This window comes from Alkalibacterium sp. f15 (genome assembly GCF_049389645.1).
GTDB lineage: Bacteria > Bacillota > Bacilli > Lactobacillales > Carnobacteriaceae_A > Alkalibacterium.
The window spans coordinates 1,614,841-1,636,029 of record NZ_CP186540.1; the positions used below are offsets into that span (position 1 = coordinate 1,614,841).

Annotated in this window: 15 protein-coding genes; 12 read left to right on the plus strand and 3 right to left on the minus strand. The window is 40.0% G+C overall.

The features are described 5' to 3' along the window. Nucleotides 1–69 precede the first annotated feature (69 nt). From ACO1PF_RS07965 to purR, 6 genes are all read left to right on the plus strand, one after another. The gene (locus ACO1PF_RS07965; protein WP_423188538.1) at nt 70–1,296 is read left to right on the plus strand and encodes a metal ABC transporter solute-binding protein, Zn/Mn family; all 1,227 of its coding nucleotides are present in this window, start codon (nt 70–72) and stop codon (nt 1,294–1,296) included. 157 nt (nt 1,297–1,453) lie between these two features. Then, the gene (locus tag ACO1PF_RS07970) at nt 1,454–2,161 is read left to right on the plus strand and encodes a metal ABC transporter ATP-binding protein (protein WP_423190528.1); all 708 of its coding nucleotides are present in this window, start codon (nt 1,454–1,456) and stop codon (nt 2,159–2,161) included. Further along, a complete protein-coding gene (locus ACO1PF_RS07975; protein WP_423188539.1) occupies nt 2,107–2,907 on the plus strand; it encodes a metal ABC transporter permease in 801 nt (266 codons plus the stop codon). Before ACO1PF_RS07970 ends, ACO1PF_RS07975 begins: the two co-directional genes overlap by 55 nt. A gap of 217 nt (nt 2,908–3,124) precedes the next feature. Continuing rightward, nucleotides 3,125–4,201: a diguanylate cyclase gene (locus tag ACO1PF_RS07980; protein WP_423188540.1), complete on the plus strand. Its 1,077-nt coding sequence runs from the start codon at nt 3,125–3,127 to the stop codon at nt 4,199–4,201. A 176-nt stretch (nt 4,202–4,377) separates the two neighbouring features. Next, nucleotides 4,378–7,809 carry a pyruvate carboxylase gene (locus ACO1PF_RS07985; RefSeq protein WP_423188541.1) on the plus strand — a complete coding sequence of 1,144 codons (3,432 nt, stop codon included), beginning with the start codon at nt 4,378–4,380 and terminating at the stop codon, nt 7,807–7,809. A gap of 153 nt (nt 7,810–7,962) precedes the next feature. After that, on the plus strand, nt 7,963–8,790 hold the full coding sequence (gene purR, locus ACO1PF_RS07990) for a pur operon repressor (RefSeq protein ID WP_423188542.1): 828 nt from the start codon (nt 7,963–7,965) through the stop codon (nt 8,788–8,790). Nucleotides 8,791–9,174: 384 nt separating this feature from the next. Here purR and ACO1PF_RS07995 read toward each other — a convergent pair whose 3' ends face one another. Further along, a complete protein-coding gene (locus ACO1PF_RS07995) occupies nt 9,175–9,795 on the minus strand; it encodes a general stress protein (protein ID WP_423188543.1) in 621 nt (206 codons plus the stop codon). 241 nt (nt 9,796–10,036) lie between these two features. On the opposite strand from ACO1PF_RS07995, the gene glmU reads away from it, so the two are divergent. The 3 genes from glmU (at nt 10,037) to ACO1PF_RS08010 (ending at nt 13,062) form a co-directional block, all read left to right on the plus strand. Then, nucleotides 10,037–11,410, plus strand: coding sequence for a bifunctional UDP-N-acetylglucosamine diphosphorylase/glucosamine-1-phosphate N-acetyltransferase GlmU (gene glmU, locus ACO1PF_RS08000; RefSeq protein WP_423188544.1), 1,374 nt, complete (start codon nt 10,037–10,039; stop codon nt 11,408–11,410). Between the two features lie 109 nt (nt 11,411–11,519). Beyond that, nucleotides 11,520–12,512: a ribose-phosphate diphosphokinase gene (locus tag ACO1PF_RS08005; RefSeq protein ID WP_071847682.1), complete on the plus strand. Its 993-nt coding sequence runs from the start codon at nt 11,520–11,522 to the stop codon at nt 12,510–12,512. 106 nt (nt 12,513–12,618) lie between these two features. After that, nucleotides 12,619–13,062 (plus strand): NusG domain II-containing protein, encoded by a 444-nt coding sequence (locus ACO1PF_RS08010; protein ID WP_423188545.1) that lies wholly within the window; start codon nt 12,619–12,621, stop codon nt 13,060–13,062. Between the two features lie 93 nt (nt 13,063–13,155). Here the strand turns inward: ACO1PF_RS08010 and ACO1PF_RS08015 are convergent, their stop codons facing one another. After that, entirely contained in the window at nt 13,156–14,136 is a 981-nt protein-coding gene (locus ACO1PF_RS08015) for an L-lactate dehydrogenase (protein ID WP_423188546.1), read from the minus strand. A 180-nt stretch (nt 14,137–14,316) separates the two neighbouring features. Between ACO1PF_RS08015 and ACO1PF_RS08020 the strand changes: the two genes are divergently transcribed. Together ACO1PF_RS08020 and aspD are read left to right on the plus strand one after the other, a co-directional pair. Beyond that, the gene (locus ACO1PF_RS08020; RefSeq protein ID WP_423188547.1) at nt 14,317–16,287 is read left to right on the plus strand and encodes a prolyl oligopeptidase family serine peptidase; all 1,971 of its coding nucleotides are present in this window, start codon (nt 14,317–14,319) and stop codon (nt 16,285–16,287) included. Nucleotides 16,288–16,518: 231 nt separating this feature from the next. Continuing rightward, a complete protein-coding gene (aspD, locus tag ACO1PF_RS08025) occupies nt 16,519–18,099 on the plus strand; it encodes an aspartate 4-decarboxylase (protein WP_423188548.1) in 1,581 nt (526 codons plus the stop codon). A 181-nt stretch (nt 18,100–18,280) separates the two neighbouring features. Here aspD and glmS read toward each other — a convergent pair whose 3' ends face one another. Further along, nucleotides 18,281–20,089 carry a glutamine--fructose-6-phosphate transaminase (isomerizing) gene (gene glmS, locus ACO1PF_RS08030; protein ID WP_423188549.1) on the minus strand — a complete coding sequence of 603 codons (1,809 nt, stop codon included), beginning with the start codon at nt 20,087–20,089 and terminating at the stop codon, nt 18,281–18,283. A 424-nt stretch (nt 20,090–20,513) separates the two neighbouring features. On the opposite strand from glmS, the gene ACO1PF_RS08035 reads away from it, so the two are divergent. Next, a complete protein-coding gene (locus tag ACO1PF_RS08035; protein WP_423188550.1) occupies nt 20,514–21,095 on the plus strand; it encodes a hypothetical protein in 582 nt (193 codons plus the stop codon). The last annotated feature ends 94 nt before the right edge of the window (nt 21,096–21,189 follow it).

Below are 21,189 nucleotides of genomic sequence, written 5' to 3' on the forward strand. Positions count from 1 at the left end.
TGCGTGGCTATAAAATATGGTGATTTTTAGTCCGTAATGATTAGGATTTGAAAATTTGAGGAGCAACTAATGATTAATAAAAAACGGTTTATACTACTACCGATGTTACTTGTTGCAGTTACAATAAGTGCCTGTACAGCTGGAAATAGTGGGGAAACATCCGATGCACAGCTCTCAATCGTCTCTTCCTTTTATCCCGTTTACGAATTCACCCAGCAAGTAGCAGGTGATAAAGCAGACATTACATTGATGGTTGGTAGTGGCGCTGATCCGCATAGCTATGAACCAAGTGCGAAAAATATAGCAGAAATAAATAATGCTGATATGTTTGTATACAGTAGCGAGAAAATGGAATTTTGGATAACGAGTTTACTCAATTCAATCGACAATGAAGAACTCAAAATTGTTCGTACAGCAGAAGGGTTAGAGCGTGAAAATCATTTTGATACTCCAAGTTCAACTGGAATGGCAAAAGAAGATTCAGTTGAATCAGTGAGTATCGCTCCTTATGATGTTACTGTTCTTGGAGTAGCAGGTCATTACCATAGTGGAGACACTTTGACCTTACGTGCCCAATTTGAAGAAACAGTGAAATGGCGTTGGTATACCAAAAAGATGAGTGGAGATTGGACTCAAATTGATGGGTTGACGGATGATCGCTTTGAATACACGACTAATAAAGAAGACCTCTTTGTGCAGGCTGTTGCTGTTGATGCAGAAGGCAACGAAATCGCCCAGTCTGAGGTTGCTCGCATCCACATCGATGATCACGATGAAGAGGATCCACACATCTGGTTAGACCCAGTGTTGGCTAAGGATCAAGTTTGTATGATCGAAGAAGCATTAATAGAAGTTGACCCCGATAATGAAGCTTATTATGCTGAGAATGCGCAACAGTTTATAGAAGAACTGGAAAAATTGCATAAAGAATATGAAGAAGCATTCAAGGATGCCGAAAACCGTTCGTTTGTTGTACAACATCAGGCATTTGGATATATAGCTAGTCGATATAATCTAACTCAAATTGCTATTGGAGGGTTATCGACAGAAGTTGAACCGAGTCCAGCACGAATTGCTGAAATTGGGAAGTTGGTAGAAGCGAATAATGTCCCCGTCATTTACTATCAACAAGGAGGCAATTCTGCTATCGCGCAAACAGTCGCAAATGAAACAGACACGGAAACAGCCATCTTGCATGACTTGGAAATTTTATCTGGAGAATTACGAGGAAAAGATTTAGGCTATTTAGATGCCATGCGTGAAAACTTAAAAGCTTTGAAATTAAGTATCAACTAATATGATCTTCCAAAGGAGTAAATTCTTTTTCAAGAAGTTGTACTCCTTTCTTCATGTTATTGAACGTTGCTAAAAGCATCAGTATGGCATACAATTGTTTAAGAGAAAATAGATGATATCTAAAAGAAGAAAATCCTTACCGAGAGGCGGTATGAAATTGCAATATATAGAAGTGAACGATCTCTCTTTTCATTATGATGAGGAACCAGTGCTTGAAAATATAAACTTTAAAGTCAATGCTGGTGATTTTGCCATGCTCACAGGAGAAAATGGCGCAGCGAAAACAACGCTGTTACGTAATATCTTGGGTCTGTTGAAACCATCGAAAGGATCTGTCTCTTTATCCAATGAAAATATACACGGAGAAAAATTAGTGGTGGGTTATATTCCTCAACAAGTTGCTTCGTTTAATGCTGGTTTTCCAAGTACAGTTTTGGAGTTAGTACAATCAGGCAGATATCCAAGGGGAAAATGGTTTAAAAAATTGGATAATGAAGATAGAGAACATGTTGAAAAAGCACTACAGTCTGTCGGGATGTGGAATGAGCGAAATAAAAAAATAGGGGAATTATCGGGCGGACAAAAACAGCGTATATCGATTGCCCGTGTTTTTGCTATGGATCCGGATTTGTTTGTTTTAGATGAGCCAACGACGGGTATGGATGTCAATTCGCGGGAAGAATTTTATAAACTTCTTAAGCACAGTAGCGAATTTCATAATAAAGGAATTTTGATGGTTACTCATGATCACGAAGAAATTAAACGTTATGCTAATAAACATATTGAACTCATTCGAAAGGAGAATTCACCATGGAGATGTTTTTCTATGGATTCATGCAAAGAGCTTTCCAAGCATCCATCCTAATTTCATTAATTGCACCTATTTTAGGTTTGTTTCTAATTCTTAGACGACAATCGTTGATGGCTGATACGCTCTCACACGTTTCCTTGGCAGGAGTGGCTTTAGGACTGCTTTTAGGAATCGATCCGACATGGACGAATATCTTTGTCGTTGTGATCGTGGCAGGGTTGCTGGAATATCTACGAAATGTCTACCGGACCTATTCCGAAATCTCGATTGCTATTCTTATGTCAGGAGGCATGGCTGTAGCGTTAGTCTTGATGGGATTAAATGATAGTGGGGCAACACTGAGTATAACGCAATTTCTCTTTGGTTCTATCGTGACCATATCCGTTCAGCAGGTCTGGATGTTGTTAGGTTTAACTATCTTGATCATTGTTTTATACGGAGTGTTCCGTAAACCGATGTATACACTGACTTTTGACGAAGAAACGGCTTATACTGCCGGGTTACCGGTTCAAGTAATGTCTGTTCTGTTCAATGTCTTAACGGGTGTGACCATTGCTTTAATCATGCCGATCGTAGGTGCTTTATTAGTATCAGCTATATTGATACTACCAGCGGCTATTTCTCTACGATTGAGCAAAAGTTTTAACGGTGTCATTTTTATAGGTATCGGTGTCGCGATGTTGGGTATGATACTGGGACTTATCGGTTCTTATTACTTAGGTACACCACCGGGTGCATCCATTACGATAATTTACATCGGCATTTTTTCATTGACCGCTTTGCTTAAAAAAACAATATAGAACAAAAAAGCTGGGGCGTATGTCTCGGCCTTTTTGTTCTTTTTACATAGATCTCTTTCAAACGAAAAAATTTTTTTCTCGTCAGGCTATATTGTTCACAACAAACCTTTTGTATACAACGAAAGAACGTGATACACTTTTAAGTGAAGTATTGTGCAAATCGCATGACTATTATGCTGGGAAATGTTACAGACATTCATAGGAGGGATAGAGAGGAATGGTCGCAGATTTATTTGTTAATTTTTCAATAGGTATTTCTTTAATTTTCATCTATATGCAGATGAGATGGAAAAGTCACAGAAAATCAGTTAACCCTGGTCTATCTGTACTGATTGATGGATTAAGCGGTGGTTTCATGGGATTTCTTTTAATGTATTTTTCCATTCCCATAACAGCTGAGACGATTCTGGATTTCAGGTATGTACCGATTATGTTGATGGTTCTTTTCGTTGGGAAATGGCCAGCCGTTATCAGCAGTTTAATTATCATTGTGAGTCGGTTTTACATAGGGATGAATCGTTCAGCGATGTATGCCATCTTGATGGTGAGTATTCTTTTGATCGGATATCTGATACTAAATGAATTATTTAAAAAGGAAGAACGGATGTTACGGAGAGGGCTTTACTTAACCGTCTATTCCAATAGTGTAATGACTTTTTTTCTTGTTTTTTTGGTTGGGGACTCAAATATTGCTTCGCTATTACTGATAATCTGGATTACATCTACAATAGGTGGGGTTGCATCCGTCTATCTAGTGAATTACATAAGGAATTCAGAATATCTGTTCAACAAATATCAAGTCGAGTCATCAACAGATTTTCTGACAGGTTTAAGCAACTTCAGGCAGTTTGAGGACTATTGGAATAAAACAGCTGCGGAAGCGAGAGCATATCAAGAATCATGCGCCATTCTCATGCTGGACATCGATCATTTCAAATCAACCAATGACACCTATGGTCATGCAGCTGGCGATTATATTTTAGTAGAGCTCGGTAGAATTATGGAGGAAACAATCAGGAATAAAGGAAGTGCCTTTAGAAAAGGCGGCGAAGAATTCGTCATTGTTTTGCCTAAGAGTCACAAAGCTGAGGCTTTAGAAATAGCCGAGACTCTCAGAGCCAAAGTGGAAAAAAATGACTTCTCAACAAACGAGAGGGTCATAATTCCCATTACTGTTTCAATTGGTGTAAGCATTTATCCAGAAACCATTAATCAACTGTCCGATATGATTGAAACGGCAGATGCTCTGCTTTACAAGTCTAAAAATAGTGGGAGAAACAGAGTGAGCGTATAGATAGGTTATAAAAAAATGGTGACCGAAAAAAGTGCTCTATAGCATTTTTTTTTTTCGATGAACCTTAATTAATTTTGGTTTTTTTGTCTTTAAAGACAAAAATCTGGTAAAATATTAAGTAAGCTTAAAAAAAAATGATAAAATGTTCAGTTAAATAAGGATGAGGTGAAAGTTTGATGAAAAAAGTATTAGTTGCAAACAGAGGTGAAATTGCTATTCGTATCTTCCGAGCATTAGCCGAATTGAATATCAACACTGTAGGTATTTATGCTCAAGAAGATGAAGCAAGCGTTCACCGTTTTAAAGCAGATGAAGCTTATTTAGTAGGCAAAGGCAAAAAGCCGATCGAAGCTTATTTAGACAGCGAAAGTATTATTCAATTGGCAAAAGAGGCCGGTGCGGATGCGATCCATCCAGGCTACGGTTTTCTATCGGAAAATCTGGCTTTTGCAGAACGATGTGAAGAAGAAGGTCTGACGTTTATTGGGCCTGACACCTATCATTTAGATGTATTTGGAGACAAGATAAAAGCTAAAATGATAGCTAAAGAAGCTGGCATACCAACAGTTCCCGGTACAGATGGTCCGGTGGATGACGTTAACGACGTGCTGGCTTTTGGGAAAAGCTATGGCTATCCTATCATAATGAAAGCAGCTATGGGCGGCGGCGGAAGAGGCATGCGTGTCGCAAATAATGAGATCGAGGCAACAGAAGGTTTTGCCAGAGCTAAAAGCGAAGCAAAAGCCGCTTTTGGTCAGGATGATATTTATGTTGAAAAATATATCGCTAACCCTAAACATATCGAAGTTCAAATTCTAGGAGATAAACACGGTAACATTGTTCATTTATTTGAAAGAGATTGTTCCGTGCAGCGCCGCCATCAAAAAGTCATTGAAGTCGCACCGTGTGTGGATTTGGATCCGATACTGAGAGAAGAACTTTGTCAAACGGCTGTCCGCTTAATGGAACACGTTAAATATGTCAACGCAGGTACCGTTGAGTTTTTACTTGAAGATGAGTCGTTTTACTTTATTGAAGTTAATCCGCGTGTTCAAGTTGAACACACGATCACCGAGATGGTTACAGGGATAGATATTGTTCAAAGTCAGATCCTGATTGCACAAGGGAAAAACCTGCATACAGAAATAGGTATCCCGGAACAAAAAGAGATAACGCTAAAAGGCGCTGCTATTCAGTGCCGTATAACCACCGAAGATCCGGCGAACGGGTTCCTTCCAGATACAGGAAAGATCAATACGTACCGTTCTCCAGGGGGCTTTGGGATACGTTTAGATTCTGGGAATGGCTTCCAGGGTTCTGTCATAACGCCCTTTTTTGATTCGCTACTCGTTAAACTGTCGACTGAGGCCTTAGACTATGAAAAAGCAGTACAGAAAATGACACGGGCATTGATCGAATTCCGTATTCGCGGCGTCGTCACGAACATTCCTTTTCTGATCAACGTCTTGAAACATCCGACATTTAGAAGCGGACAGGTAACCACGCGTTTTATTGATGAGACGCCAGAATTGTTCGAATATCCGAAGATAAAAGATAGAGGAAATAAATCGTTGAAATATATTGGGAATGTTACTGTAAATGGCTTTCCGGGAATTGGTAAGATAGAAAAACGGGCATTCAAGGAACCGAGAATGCCTGAAAATCTTATTTTACCTTCAAAAGATCTAGTTTATCCTAAACATATTTTGGATAAAGAAGGACCGGAAAAAGTTGCAGAATGGGTGAAAGCACAGGATTCGGTCTTGATGACAGACACCACATTCCGGGATGCGCATCAAAGCTTACTTGCAACGCGGATGCGTACGAAAGATATGCTGACCATTGCTGAAGAAACAGAAAAAGCGATTCCCGAGCTATTTTCTCTGGAAATGTGGGGAGGCGCAACCTTTGATGTTGCCTATCGTTTCTTGACAGAAGACCCTTGGGTACGTTTGAAAAAATTACGCAAGAAAATGCCTAATACTCTTTTCCAGATGCTGTTCCGTGGATCCAATGCAGTAGGGTATGATAATTTTCCGGATAACGTTTTGGAAGAGTTTATCCGTTTGGCCGCGAAAAACGGAATCGATGTATTCCGAATTTTTGATAGTTTGAACTGGATTCCGCAAATGGAAAAAAGCATTCAATATGTGAGAGATAACAATAAAATTGCGGAAGCAGCTATTTGTTATACAGGAGACTTGAATGATTCGTCTCAGACCAAATACACAATGGATTACTACAAGCGAATGGCGAAAGAGTTGGAAGCGTCAGGTGCTCATATTCTGGCGATCAAAGATATGGCGGGGTTACTTAAACCTCACGCAGCTTACCGATTGATCAGTGAATTGAAAAGTACCGTTTCCTTGCCCGTGCATTTGCATATGCATGACACAAGCGGGAATGGCATCTACACATATGGTGCGGCGATACGCGCCGGCGTCGATATTGTCGACGTGGCTCAGAGTGCCTTAAGTGGAAAAACAAGTCAGCCGAGCATGGCTAGTTTGTATTACGCTTTAGAAGGGACGTCTCATGCGCCCAAGTATAATATAAAAAACGTCGAAAAATTGAACCGCTATTGGGAAGATACTCGCAAGTTCTATACAGATTTCGAAGAAGGCATGCCGGCGGCTTCGACAGAAGTTTACTCTCATCAAATGCCAGGCGGTCAGTATACAAACTTGAAACAGCAAGCGAAAGGTCTGGGGTTGGAAGACCGCTGGGATGACATCAAAGAGATGTACGCTACTGTTAACCGTATGTTTGGAGACGTGGTCAAAGTCACGCCTTCTTCAAAAGTCGTCGGGGATATGGCACTCTTTATGATCCAAAACGAACTGACCGAAGAAGCGGTCTATGAAAAAGGTGAAGATTTAGACTTTCCAACATCCGTCGTCCGTTTCTTCAAAGGAGAACTCGGACAACCTGAAGGTGGATTCCCTGAAGAACTACAAAGATTAGTTTTAAATGGAGACAAGCCTTTAGAAAAAAGACCGGGAGCATACAAAGAACCACTTGATTTCGATAAAGTGAGAAAAGAATTGAGTGAACATTTGGACCGTGAACCAACGGAAGAAGAATTGCTTGGTTATATCATGTATCCTCAAGTATTCCTGGATTACACGTTCTTCTATAATATGTATGGCGAAGTCACAAAGTTTGATACCCCAACGTTCTTTTATGGTATGCGTATGGGCGAACAAGTAGAAGTGACACTTGAAAAAGGGAAAACGTTGATCATTAAATTGAATCAGATCGGTGATCCGGATTTAGAAGGAAACCGCGTCTTGTACTTTGAACTTAATGGTCAGGGAAGACAGATCGAGGTCAAAGACAAGAACGTTACGAGTACGGTAGCTGTCCGTAAAAAAGCAGAACCTTCCAACAAAGGACATATCGGGGCAACGATGCCTGGTTCAGTTCTACAAGTGCTGGTTCGTCGTGGAGATAAGGTCGAAAAAGGAGCGCCAATCGTTATCACAGAAGCCATGAAAATGGAAACAACGATTCGCTCAGTTATTGCAGGAAGAGTGGAGCGCCTGTTTGTTAAAGAGGGAGATACCATTCAAACGAACGACTTACTTGTTGAAATAGAAACGAAATAAATTGAAACCTGCGCCTTAAAAAGCGCAGGTTTTTTATCTAAATACGAACAATTTGGAATAAAAGTTTAACTATAACTATCAATTAACGAATAAAAACGTTAAAATAAGGAATACAAAACGGAAAGTAACGTTACACTAAGAGGTGCAGTGAAAATGAAGACAAAAAGAAGCGAACGATTAATTGATATGACCCATTATTTATTGGAACATCCTCATACCTTGATTCCCTTGACCCTATTTTCAAAGAAGTATGAGTCAGCAAAATCGAGTATCAGCGAAGATTTAACGATTGTTAAAAACACATTTGCACAAAGAGGCATAGGGTTCCTGGAAACAGTTCCTGGAGTTGCCGGTGGAGTGAAATATATCCCGAAAATGAATAAAGAAGATATTGAACAGTTTGTCTCGGATCTGGTTGAAGAACTGAATCATTCCAAACGGTTATTGCCGGGTGGTTATGTCTATCTTTCCGATATGCTGGGAGACCCGAAATGGTTAAGACGAATCGGTCGAGCGATTGCCTCACAATACATGGGGACCGAAGTGAACAGCGTGATGACAGTAGCCACAAAAGGTGTACCTATTGCACAGTCTGTTGCTTTTTATCTCAACGTGCCATTTGTTATCGTAAGACGTGATTCAAAGGTTACCGAAGGGTCTACGGTAAGTATCAACTATGTTTCCGGATCCTCGTTTGATCGCGTCGAAAAAATGGAATTATCCAGACGCAGCTTGGATATGGGCTCAAAAGTCGTGATTGTCGATGATTTTCTTAAAGGCGGCGGTACGATCAACGGGATGATCAGCTTGATCGAAGAGTTCAACTCTGAAGTGGTCGGAGCAACAGTCATTGCAGAAAACATTTTCAAAGGCGAACGCTCTGTTAAAGAGTATACTTCACTCGTGAGAGTGGAAAACGTCAATGCAGAAGACCGTACCATTGAGGTATCAGCGGGTAATTTCCTGTCTTCGATATCATAAAAAAATTATTGTTGAAAAAACATAAAAAAGGCTGGGACACTGAACTGTTCCCAGCCTTTTTTATGTGAGCAGTGAAATGTGCAAATAGTATTGTGTTTTAATGATGAGAGGTTACGATGCAGTTCGATTATTTGCCTTATTCAAACGCTTAACTCTTGAAAGGGTATTACTCAAATCAGAATTGCCGAGAGTCCTCCCGATGAAGGCCGGGACGCCATCACTCAGACTAGAAGCTCTGTGAGTACTCCTAATGACTGCCACAATAGTGATACCCAGAGGGCAATGCGCTAAGAAAGCCTGAAAACCAGATGCAAAATAACGGGAGGACTCAGAGAAATCAGAGTCCTCCCGTTATTATTAAAAATCATTAGTCTGATCTATCTCTTATAAATCTTCTTTTCTGGATTGACGCAATCTTTCATCAGTTGCGTTTCTTTCGTCAGCAGTTCCAGCAGTATCCTCTAGTTCTGGAGGTGTGCCATCGCTAGAACGAGAATCAGCAGTTGGCTGACCGCCGTCTCCCATTCCTTGTACTGATCCTTCCTCAGGAAACCCTGCGGTAGTACCTAAAGTTCCTGACGGCTTATCCGTATCGGGGTCAACCGTTCTATCTGAAGCTGTTTCTGCTGCGACCGTTTGACCATTGGATTCATCGACTACGACCACGTAGCGACCGTTTTTAAGGTCTTCTCTGTGTGGATAAAGCAAATCATCTTCAGCTACATAATCCGGGTCCTCAAATTCCTGATCTTCTCTCACTTTAAATGCATCACGAATAGATTCCCAGAAATTTTTATCGTCTTCAGCAGCTTTCTTTTTATCATTAAAATCCGTTTGAGCAACTTGAACATTTGCTACCTCTGAATGATGCGTGTGTTTTTCTTCATTGCTGTAAACAGTAAGCTGATGTTTTCTAAACCCTTGACTCATTAAATCACGAATGACACGTTTTGTTTCTCTTTCATCGGGATAACTGCCAACTACTTTTTTATTTTGATCGTTCATATTTTGCCTCCTAGGGTATTTGGAAATTGTTTTGATATGTCTTAAGCAAAATAAATATGTCTTAATTATATTAATTATATGAAAGGTGAACCGATAGCTCAAACAATAAACCTTATACTTCTTGAAAACAATCGGTTCATACAGTATGATGAAAGAGGACTTTTTAAATGAAAAAAAGTGAAATATAGTGAAAGAAAACGAGATCTATCACAAGAACCGACACTCAGTTAGGAGAAAAATAATGACGAAACGATTTGCAGTCGTCCTTGCTGCAGGGCAAGGCACGCGTATGAAATCAAAATTATATAAGGTGATGCACCCAGTCATGGGTAAGCCGATGGTGGGACACGTTGTCGATCAGGCTTTAGAGGCACGAATAGATAATATAGTAACTGTTACCGGTGTAGGTGCAGAAGTAGTGCAAGATTACTTAGGTGATAAAAGTAAATATGTTCTGCAGGAAGAGCAGTTGGGAACAGCACATGCGGTTGAACAAGCTGCGCCTCTTTTAGAGGACAAAGAAGGAACGACAGTTGTTATTTGTGGTGATACCCCTTTATTGACCAAAGAAACGCTGGAAGGGTTAATGGCTCATCACGAAAACGTTCAAGCAAAAGCAACAGTCCTTACAGCGTATGCTGATGATCCGTTTGGCTATGGTCGTGTGATTCGTTCAGAAGATGGTTCAGTTTCAAAAATCGTTGAACAAAAAGATGCCACAGAATCAGAAAGAGCCGTCAAAGAAATAAATACAGGCACGTATTGCTTCGATAACCAGTCACTATTTCTAGCCTTGAAAAAAGTCGACAATAATAATTCTCAAGGGGAATATTACTTGCCAGACTTGATGGAAATATTGAAAAATCAAGATGAATTGATTTCTGCTTATCAGTTAGATAACAAAGAAGAAGCTTTAGGTGTAAACGATCGCGTTGCCTTAGCTGAAGCAAACAAAGTAATGAAGAAACGCATCAACGTACAACACATGCGTAACGGCGTAACGATGGTAGATCCTGATCAAACGTACATTGAAAGTGATGTAAAAATCGGTCAAGACACTTTGATCGAGCCGGGTGTCTATTTAAAAGGCAAAACGGTCATTGGTGAAGACTGTATTATTGGGGCGCATTCCATCGTGGAGAACAGCACGATTCATTCCAATGTCAAAGTGAGAAGTTCATTGATTGAAGAATCAGTCATGGAAGATCACAGTAATATTGGTCCGAATAGTCACTTAAGACCGGAGTCAAGGGTTGGTGAATACGTCCATATCGGTAACTTTGTCGAAATTAAAAAAGCGACATTAGGGAAAAACACAAAAGTGGGTCACTTAACTTATGTCGGAGATGCGACATTAGGAGAAAACATCAATTTAGGCTGTGGCACTGTTTTTGTCAACTACGATGGCAAGCAGAAACACCATATCAATGTTGGAGATAATTCTTTCATCGGGTGTAACACGAACTTGATTGCACCAGTTGATGTAGCAGCTAATACCTATATTGCTGCCGGGTCAACCATTACCGACAATGTCCCTTCTGAATCCCTCGCTATTGCACGGGCACGACAGGTCAATAAAGAAGGCTATTTCAATAAAATGCCTCACAAAGATTAGAATTTTCTCTAAAATAGGGCTTTCAAATAGTTCTATGGTTGATTTTTTTGTCGCGTAGGCATAAACTGATAATATATAAACGATAAGAATAAAAATAATGGAGGCCCACATGTCCGAACAATATTCTGATCCAAAATTGAAGATTTTTGCGTTGAGTTCTAATATACCTCTTGCTGAAAAGATTGCAGCAGATATAGGTATAGAACTTGGGGATGTTTCTGTAACGAAGTTTAGCGATGGCGAAATCCGCATCAATATCGAAGAAAGTATTCGAGGAGACCATGTGTATGTTGTTCAATCAACATCAGCGCCAACTAATGATAATTTGATGGAAGTCTTGATCATGATCGATGCGTTAAAACGTGCGAGCGCGAAAACAATCAACATTGTCATGCCGTACTATGGTTATGCAAGACAAGACAGAAAAGCGCGTTCAAGAGAGCCGATCACAGCAAAATTAGTAGCCAACATGATTACTATGGCCGGTGCAGATCGTATGCTGACATTAGATTTACACGCCTCTCAGATTCAAGGGTTCTTCGACATTCCAGTTGATCATTTATTGGGTGCTTCATTACTTGCAAACTGGTTCCTTGATAAAGGCTTAGGTGGCGAAGACACGGTTGTTGTTTCCCCAGACCATGGTGGAGTGACACGTGCCCGTAAATTGGCTGAATTCCTGAAATCTCCAATTGCAATTATTGATAAACGACGTCCGAAAGCGAATGTTTCGCAAGTGATGAATATTGTGGGTAATGTAGAAGGCAAAACAGCTGTCTTGATCGATGACTTGATCGATACGGCTGGAACGATCACTTTAGCTGCCGATGCTTTGGTGGAAAAAGGTGCAAAAGAAGTATACGCATGTGGGACACACCCGGTCTTTTCTGGTCCGGCAATTGAAAGGATAGAAGCTTCACCGATCAAGAAAATGATCGTGACAGATTCGATCATGTTACCGGAAGAAAAAATGATCGATAAGATCATCCAGGTCAGTGTCGGTGAATTAATGGGACATGCCATTAAACGCATTCATGAGAACCGCTCTGTATCACCATTATTTGAAAAACAATTTAAAGGCTACATCAAAGACGACGAATAAGAGATAAGAGACGCCCTCAATCGCGACGCATTCAGTACTCACTAGAATACAAATGAATGTGTCTGTGAACGAAGGCGTCTTTTATTCGTGAAAGGAGAGAAGAAGGATGCTCAAGAAAACGAAATATCATTTAAGGAATATGAAGCCTTTGGATGTTGTGATTATTGTTATCCTTCTTCTCGGTTCGTTCATTCCCCATGTTGTATACGGCATGCAGCTTAGTCAAGTGGATGTCGATGCCCGAATTATAGCCACTGTTAAAATTTCTGGCGAAGAAGTTTACCAGGTGGAATTAAACGAAGATACGCCGAATGAAGAATTTACTTTAGAACCTGCTGAAGGACAGTATAATATCATCGAAGTGGATGGGATACGCATCAGGAACAAAGAAGATAATAGTCCGGATCAGTTAGGCGTTAGAAGAGGTTGGATCAGTAAACCTGGCGAAACGGCAGTCGTATTACCACATAAATTGATTATCGAAATCCGTACTGAATCGCCTGAAGGTGAAGAGATTTATGAAGAAGATGACGTTATCATCCCCATGTAAGTAAGGGACTAAAAAAGCAGCAGACATCGAGATCAACTCTCATGTCTGCTGCTTTTTTAGTTATTTAATATGTTTTGATCCAACCGATCGTTTTTAGTCTATGGTAATTCCTATATCAGGATTTTTTTCCAGTACTTCTTTTAAGTGATTGCGAATGGTGTTCGCAGAATGAGTCATTTTTTCTTTCTCAGAATCGTTTAATGGAATTTCAACTATTTTTTTGATACCTGAACTAGTTATAATTGCTGGAGAACCTATATAGATATCATTCTGACCATATTCACCTTCCAAATATACGGAGAGTGGCAATACGGCGTGCTCATTATTTAAAATTGCGCGTGTAATACGTGCAAGTGAAGCACCAATACCATAAAAGGTGGCACCTTTACGCTTGATTATTTCATAAGCGGCATCACGAACAGAGAAGAATATTTCCACAAGTGCCTGCTCATCTGTATCAGGGTTATTACTTAACCACTCATTGATTTCTAAGCCGGCAACGTTCGCATGCGACCAAACCGGAAACTCAGTATCTCCGTGCTCACCAATGATATAGCCGTGAACATTACGTACATCGACATCTAAAAGGTTAGCTATGGCATGACGGAAACGCGCGCTGTCAAGTGTTGTACCTGTTCCGATAACCTTGTGTGAAGGAAGACCAGACAGTTTATAGACAGCATAGGTCAAAATATCTACCGGGTTTGTAGCGACTAAAAAGATGCCGTCAAAACCGCTTTTCATTACATTCTCAACCACTGATTTAGTGATACGCAGATTTTTTTCAGTCAAGTCCAGGCGAGTTTCACCTGGTTTTTGGGCAGCGCCTGCTGTGTAAACAACCAAATCGGCATCATGACAATCTTCATAGTCAGCAACATAGATTTTTTTGGGTGCTGTAAAAGCTAAAGCGCTGTTTAAGTCCATGACATCTCCTTCAGCTTTTTCTTTGTTGATGTCAATAATGCCTAGCTCCTGCCCGATATTCTGATTGATCAACGCGAAAGCATAACTCGAACCAACTGCACCATCACCAATTAATATGATTTTTTGCTGTTTACTGTTCAATTCCATGTTTACCATTCCTTTCAACTAAATCTCATATAAGTATAACATAAAAATACTCGTTTTCTTTTCAGAAACTCCTTAGAATAGACACTTACTAAGGGATTGTTTATTGACGAGAACCACTATAAATGAGAAAATGGTGATAGTTTTTTAACGCAATATTAATCAATAATAGGGGATGTTAATTTGAAACCGATAACAAGTGAAAGTTTATTTGATTTGAAAAATTTATCGCAACCTTTAGCTAGTGGCGACCGTTTATTTTATTTGGAAACACGAACGGATAAAGAAAAAAATAAATATTTGACTTCAGCTTGGAGTATACATAAAAAGACGCGCGAACGAGTTGAATGGATCAGTGAAGAGCTGAATCCTTCTCAGCTTGACATAAGTCCAAATAAAAAATGGTTAAGCTTTTTATCAGCTTCAAAGGATAAAAAAACGCAACTATACATTATGCCTTTGAGTGGTGGTGGGGCCACAGCTTTAACTGAAGAAAAAGAGGGTGTCAGTAATTATGAATGGACGAGTAATGGCGCTTCATTATACTATCAAACCTCTGTGAAACCTGAAGCAGAAAAAGAGAATGATAATACAGAAAAAAACAGTGAAGATACTAAAAAAATCAAATCTAAAAAAATCACCAAGCTGCAATATAAAATGGATGGACAGGGTATTACAGATGTTGAAAAAATGTATCAGATAAAAAAAATAGATAGATCGACAAAAAAAGCATCAGTCATACTGGAAAAAGACCGTCCATTTAGTCTTCAGTATGTATCAAAAGATGAAAGTTTTCTGCTTTATGTAGACAAACTGAATCCTGATGATGAATGGGTATACGGTGCCAGTGTATTTGAATACGATATAGCAACAAAAGATGCACAATTGGTTACGAAAGATATTCCAAAAGGTAGCTTTTCTTTCGAAGCAGTAAATGAGACGGAAGAATTTTTCTTGTTTACAGGCAATGATTTTTCTCATGCGTTTGTGACACTTAACGAAGTGTACGGATGGAACCGCAGCGAAGGGACATTCAAGTCACTCTCAAAAGAGGATAAACAGGTTGGGGACGTCATCATCGGTGACTTCCAGCAAAACACTAATGGTTTTCCGATTATTTGGTTAACAAAGGACTCATATATTTACCCGGTGACTGAAGAAGGCAAGCTTCAACTCTACAAAGGAGACCTTGAAGGTAACAGCGAATTGCTTTTAGACGAACGTATTCATATAACTGATGGAGCATTGATTGAAGATGAAGAATGCGTGATCACTTATTCAGATTTAAATACGCCCAGTGTCCTGGCTACTTTAGATTTAAATAATGGAGAACGGGATGTTCTGTATGATCCGAACGAGGCGTTCTCAAGTGACCACGAATATGCTGACATTGAACATTTCTGGTACAAAGGGGCAGATGAGTGGGATATTGAAGGCTGGTACGTGGCACCAACGAAAAACAAGAAAAATCATCCAGCTATTTTATATATTCACGGTGGGCCGCAAGTCTGTTACGGGGAAACCTTCTTCCATGAGATGCAGCAGCTGGCAAGTGAAGGATATGGCGTCATCCTGTTGAATCCTCGTGGAGGAAATGGTTACGGTCAAGCATTCGTTGCTTCGATTATAGGCGGTTATGGTAACAAGGATTACGAAGACCTGATTTTAGGAACAGATCACGTCCTCCTGAAGCATCCGGAAATCGATAAAGACCGTGTGTTTGTTGCTGGCGGAAGTTACGGCGGGTTCATGACGAACTGGATCGTCGGACATACCGACCGCTTTAAAGCCGGAGTGACCCAGCGCTCTATCTCCAATTGGATCAGTTTCTATGGAACGAGTGACGTCGGAGCTTTCTTTGTCGAATTCCAGCTTGGCAAAGACATCCGGGAGGCTCAGGATTTATGGTCGATGTCTCCGTTAGCCTACGCACATAACGCCAAGACACCACTTCTGGTGATACATGGTGAAGAAGATATGCGTTGTCCGCAAGAGCAGGGTGAACAAATGTACATTGCGATGAAAAAACAAGGAGTCGATACCAGGATGGTTCTCTATCCGAAATCGAGCCACGGATTATCTCGGGCAGGACTTCCTCACTTGCGACTAGATCGAATGAAGGAAATAACGGCCTGGTTTAGAAAATACGAATAAAACAAAGGCAATATAAGGTGTTATCAAAAAAATAAAAGAAGGCTTTCGTTGAGAAAGCCTTCTTTTATTTTTGAAATTATATGATAAACAAATGAGGTTAAACTAAAACTCTACTAAGTACCAGCCGGTGACCTTTGATTTGACAGGGTATTTTGTTATACTCACTAACGATAAACAAAAAACACAATAATTGAAATTACAGTAAACACAAAAAAATATAGGAGTGGAACCTTGAAACAAAACTTAGAAAGTTTGAGCCCGTTTGAATTGAATTTATACCTTGAAAGCAGAATGGTCCATCAAGAAACGAACAAAGAGTGGTTAAACGCCGGGAGAGGAAATCCAAATTGGACAGCACCTATTCCAAGAGCAGCGTATTTTCTTTTAGGCGAATTTGCTACAACAGAAACCATGCGTAAAGAAAAAGAATCAATTGGTACGATGATTAAAGCAAAAGCAGGCCAAACTGAACGCTTTGAAGAGTTTATTAACGAGAAAGATTCACCTGGGGCGCAACTTTTACAAGATATTTGGTACAATGGGTCACACTTATTAGGCATGTCGAAAGAAACATGGTTAAAGCAAATGCTGGATTACAGTATCGGGGATAACTATCCTTATCCTGAGCGTGTGCTCACAGCCTGCGAACAGCCGATCAAACAATATTTACACCATGAACTTTTTGATTCGAATACCGTTCCGTTTGATATTTTTGCCGTTGAAGGTGGGACGGCCGGGATCGTTTACACCTTCAAATCACTTGTCTACAATCATTTGCTGGAACAACGTGACAAGATAGCGTTGATGGTTCCAACCTTTGCGCCCTATATGGAAATACCGGAATTACCTGAATATGGATTTGACGTTGAATATATCCGTGCTGAATTAATGGAGATAGACGGTCAGAGAAGTTACCAGTTTCCAGTATCCGAACTGGATCGTCTGAGAAATCAAGAAATCAAAGCCGTCTTTGTTGTCAACCCGAGCAATCCGACAGCCAATGCGATTTATGGAGACTCGATCGAGCAACTGAAAGATATCGTGAAAAATGACAATCCTGATTTAATGATTTTGTCAGATGATGTTTATGGGACTTTTTTAAAGGAATTCACATCGTTGTTCACAGCGATCCCTTATAACACAGCCTGTATTTATTCTTACTCTAAATACTTCGGCGCAACTGGATGGCGTATAGGAACCATCGCGTTGGCTAAAGAAAACATCTTTGACAAACGACTTCGGGAATTGCCTGAAGCAAAGAAGGAAGCACTGGATGAGCGATACGGGACATTGACATCTAGCCCGCGCGATATTCCATTTATAGACCGGTTAGTGGCTGACAGTCGTTCGGTAGCTTTAAATCACGCAGCAGGCTTGTCGGCACCACAACAAGTCATGATGACTTTATTTAGTTTATATGCACTCCTGGACACGGAAGATGAATATAAAAAAGAAGTTATGGAAATATGTCAGACTAGAGGTAAGCTTCTTTATGATTCACTAGAGATGTCCATACCTTATAAAAGTCTGAACACAGCGTATTACTGTGAAATCGACTTTGACTGGTGGATGGAAAAACGTTACAGCTTAGCGTTTAAATCATTTGTGGAAGAAACCTGGACGATGACTGATATCGTGACAAAATTAGCAGAAGAAGAACGGCTGATGCTGCTTAAAGCAGAAGCATTTGGATCTAGCAAATGGACAGTGCGCGTTTCGCTAGCGAATCTGGAAACAAAAGCTTATAAAGAAATTGGGGAACGCGTGTCGTCCATGATGGACCGCGTATACACCGATTGGAAAAATAATTAACATGAACATAAGAAAAGGCACACTCGATGGGGAGTGTGCCTTTTCTTATGCTCAACTTTTTAAAAACAAGCAGTTATGATGGTTCATTATATAAGCGTCTCGAGTCAACTTGACTACGTAAAGGTTGACTCGAGACAAAAAAGGCTGCGTACTCATGAGTACGCAGCCTTTAAACATTAATTTATTCAACAGTTACCGATTTTGCTAAGTTGCGGGGTTTATCCACGTCGTTACCACGATGTAAACTGCTATAGTAAGAAAGCAATTGTGTCGGTATAACACTCACTAATGCTGATAGGAGTGGATTTACTTGCGGAATAACGATTTGATCGTCTGCACGGTTCAGACCATCCATGGAAATAACCAGGGTGTGAGCACCACGAGCTTTCGTTTCCTGCAAGTTACCTCGTGTATGTCCAGCAACGGCTTTTTCTGTGACGATTGCTAGTACAGGTGTACCTTCTTCAATCAAAGCAATGGTACCGTGTTTTAATTCTCCAGCAGCGAAGCCTTCAGTTTGAATGTAAGATATCTCTTTCAATTTGAGTGCTGCCTCTAAAGCGACATGATAATCCATCCCGCGTCCGATATAAAAGGCGTTACGTGAAATGCTCAAGAATTCAGAAGCAAGTTCTTCAATCGTTTCTTTATCATCAACGATCGCCTGCATGGCATTAGCAACGATACCAATATCGTGTAACATAGTACCTTTTTGGATCATGCCTTTTTCAAGACCGACGATTTCACTTAGAATAGCCAGCACAGCAATCTGTGCAGTGTAAGCTTTAGTCGAAGCAACCGCAATTTCGGGTCCGGCATTTAAAAGTAAAGTAAAGGTCGATTCACGAGATAATGTAGAACCAGAGACATTTGTTACGGTTAAAGACGGATGGCCAAGCAAGTTTGTTTTAACAAGCACCTGACGACTGTCCGCTGTTTCACCACTTTGAGAAATAAATATGAAGAATGGTTTTTCAGATAAGATTGGTGTATCATAACCAAACTCACTCGACACATGAACTTCAGTAGGTATATGTGTCATGGCTTCAATTAGTTTCTTGCCTACTAAACCGGCATGATAGCTTGTTCCTGCAGCAATAATGTATACACGATCAGAGTTCAGCATCTTATCTACAATAGCCTGATCGATAGATAAATGACCTTCTTCGTCCTGATATCTTTGTAAAATGCGACGCATAACAGCAGGTTGTTCATCGATTTCTTTCAACATGTAATATGGATATGTTCCTTTTTCCAAATCGTCAGAGTCGATTTCAGCTGTATAAGAATCACGCTCGATAATATCTCCAGCAAAATCTTCGATGATCAAGGCTTCACGGGTTACAGTAGCAATTTCTTTATCCATTAACTCGACAAATTGATCGGTTTCTTTGATCATCGCCATGGCATCACTACAAATCACATTGAAACCTTCGCCTTTGCCTAATAAAAGAGGACTTTTATTTTTAGCGGCATATATGACGTCAGGATTTTCGCTGTCCATCAAAGCAATCGCGTAAGAGCCTTCTAATGTAACGATCGCTTTTTTAAATGCATCAAGGGGCTTAAGATCTTCGGTTTCTACAAACCAGGAAATGAGTTGAACAATAATTTCCGTATCTGTATCACTTTTTAATTCAACGCCATCTAAGTAAGCATCCTTAACTTCTTGATAGTTGGAGATCACGCCATTGTGCACGATTGCGAAGCGTTCGCTTGTAGATTGATGAGGATGCGCGTTACGTACACTTGGGACACCATGAGTAGCCCAGCGTGTATGACCGATACCGGCAGTTGCTTCAACAGTAGCATCTACCTTTGCTCGTAAAGCGGCGATTCTGCCTTTTTCCTTAAACAAATGACCATCATGAGCCTTGTTTAATAGATAAATACCTGCCGAGTCATAACCGCGGTATTCTAATTTGTCTAATCCGTGTAATAAAATATCTTTAGCATCTTTTTTTCCGATATATCCTACAATTCCACACATTGATTTTTCCACCTTCCAGAGAGCTTTTTAAGTTTAAAAATTGGTATATACCCCATGTCATAACTAAATGACGGGTATTGTTGACAAGCATCACTATAATAAGGGTATTTGTTCATAAAGTCAATACATTTAATCGTTCTCGATTGAATGTATTGGTATAGGTGATAACTTGTCTGAAAACGCTGAATTTCTTACTCGAAAAAAATAGCATAGAGTATTTATAATATAAGCCAAGGCGACGATAGTCAAGCTAGAGGGTCGGTTTAACGCGGGAAAAATAAATAACGTTTGCTATATTATTTAACCACATATAATTAATTGTGCTGATTTTATTATTATGGTATGATAGTTTCTAATAAAAGGATGTTTAATTAATGGCATAATTTTAATGAAACAAACACAAGAACATAGGAGGAATGGAAAAATGAATTACAAGAAATTAGTAAGTTTATTAGCTGTCTCAACGCTCGCCTTAGCAGCCTGCGATACGGACGAAGAGCCGGTATCTGATCCAGAAATGGAAGAGGGTACCGAAGGCACTGACGAAGCTGAAGAAACTGAAGTTGAAGAAACAGAAGAAACAACAGATGAAGAAACAGAAGAGTCAGATGAAGAAAATGGTGAAAGCGCGCATGACATCATTGATGACATAGAGGGTGATTTAGGTTACACATCACCTGTTGAATTAACCGTATCCGGTGGTACATGGTCTCAAGACGGCTATGTCTTTACTCCTGAAGGTGGCGAAGCAATAATTAATGGTTCAGCTGCATCTGCTGAAGAAGAAACTGAAATTTTCGCGTTTATCTTGCAAGATGGAGCAGTCATTGATAAACCTGCAGTTGAAGAAGGAGCCTTCACCTATACAGTCAGTGCTACTGATGCTGATCAAGAGTTTCAAGTCGGTGTTTCTGATGAAGATTTATGGGAAGTCGGCGACGAAGCTGATGTTGAAGAATTAGTAAGACACGAGAACGTTATCGTTTCAGCATCTCAAGGAGAATAATTTAATAAATTCAAGCCAAAGGATGCTCTTATAGATTTCTTTGGCTTTTTTTGTTATTCTTCATTGTTTCTTAAAACTTATCCTGTATACTAAC

Bases quoted from the DNA above. Each gene is read 5' to 3' on its own strand.
- ACO1PF_RS07965 (WP_423188538.1), top strand. From the start codon at position 70: ATGATTAATAAAAAACGGTTTATACTACTACCGATGTTACTTGTTGCA.
- ACO1PF_RS07975 (WP_423188539.1), top strand. From the start codon at position 2,107: ATGGAGATGTTTTTCTATGGATTCATGCAAAGAGCTTTCCAAGCATCC.
- ACO1PF_RS07980 (WP_423188540.1), top strand. From the start codon at position 3,125: ATGGTCGCAGATTTATTTGTTAATTTTTCAATAGGTATTTCTTTAATT.
- ACO1PF_RS07985 (WP_423188541.1), top strand. From the start codon at position 4,378: ATGAAAAAAGTATTAGTTGCAAACAGAGGTGAAATTGCTATTCGTATC.
- purR (WP_423188542.1), top strand. From the start codon at position 7,963: ATGAAGACAAAAAGAAGCGAACGATTAATTGATATGACCCATTATTTA.
- ACO1PF_RS07995 (WP_423188543.1), bottom strand. From the start codon at position 9,795: ATGAACGATCAAAATAAAAAAGTAGTTGGCAGTTATCCCGATGAAAGA.
- glmU (WP_423188544.1), top strand. From the start codon at position 10,037: ATGACGAAACGATTTGCAGTCGTCCTTGCTGCAGGGCAAGGCACGCGT.
- ACO1PF_RS08005 (WP_071847682.1), top strand. From the start codon at position 11,520: ATGTCCGAACAATATTCTGATCCAAAATTGAAGATTTTTGCGTTGAGT.
- ACO1PF_RS08010 (WP_423188545.1), top strand. From the start codon at position 12,619: ATGCTCAAGAAAACGAAATATCATTTAAGGAATATGAAGCCTTTGGAT.
- ACO1PF_RS08015 (WP_423188546.1), bottom strand. From the start codon at position 14,136: ATGGAATTGAACAGTAAACAGCAAAAAATCATATTAATTGGTGATGGT.
- glmS (WP_423188549.1), bottom strand. From the start codon at position 20,089: ATGTGTGGAATTGTAGGATATATCGGAAAAAAAGATGCTAAAGATATT.
- ACO1PF_RS08035 (WP_423188550.1), top strand. From the start codon at position 20,514: ATGAATTACAAGAAATTAGTAAGTTTATTAGCTGTCTCAACGCTCGCC.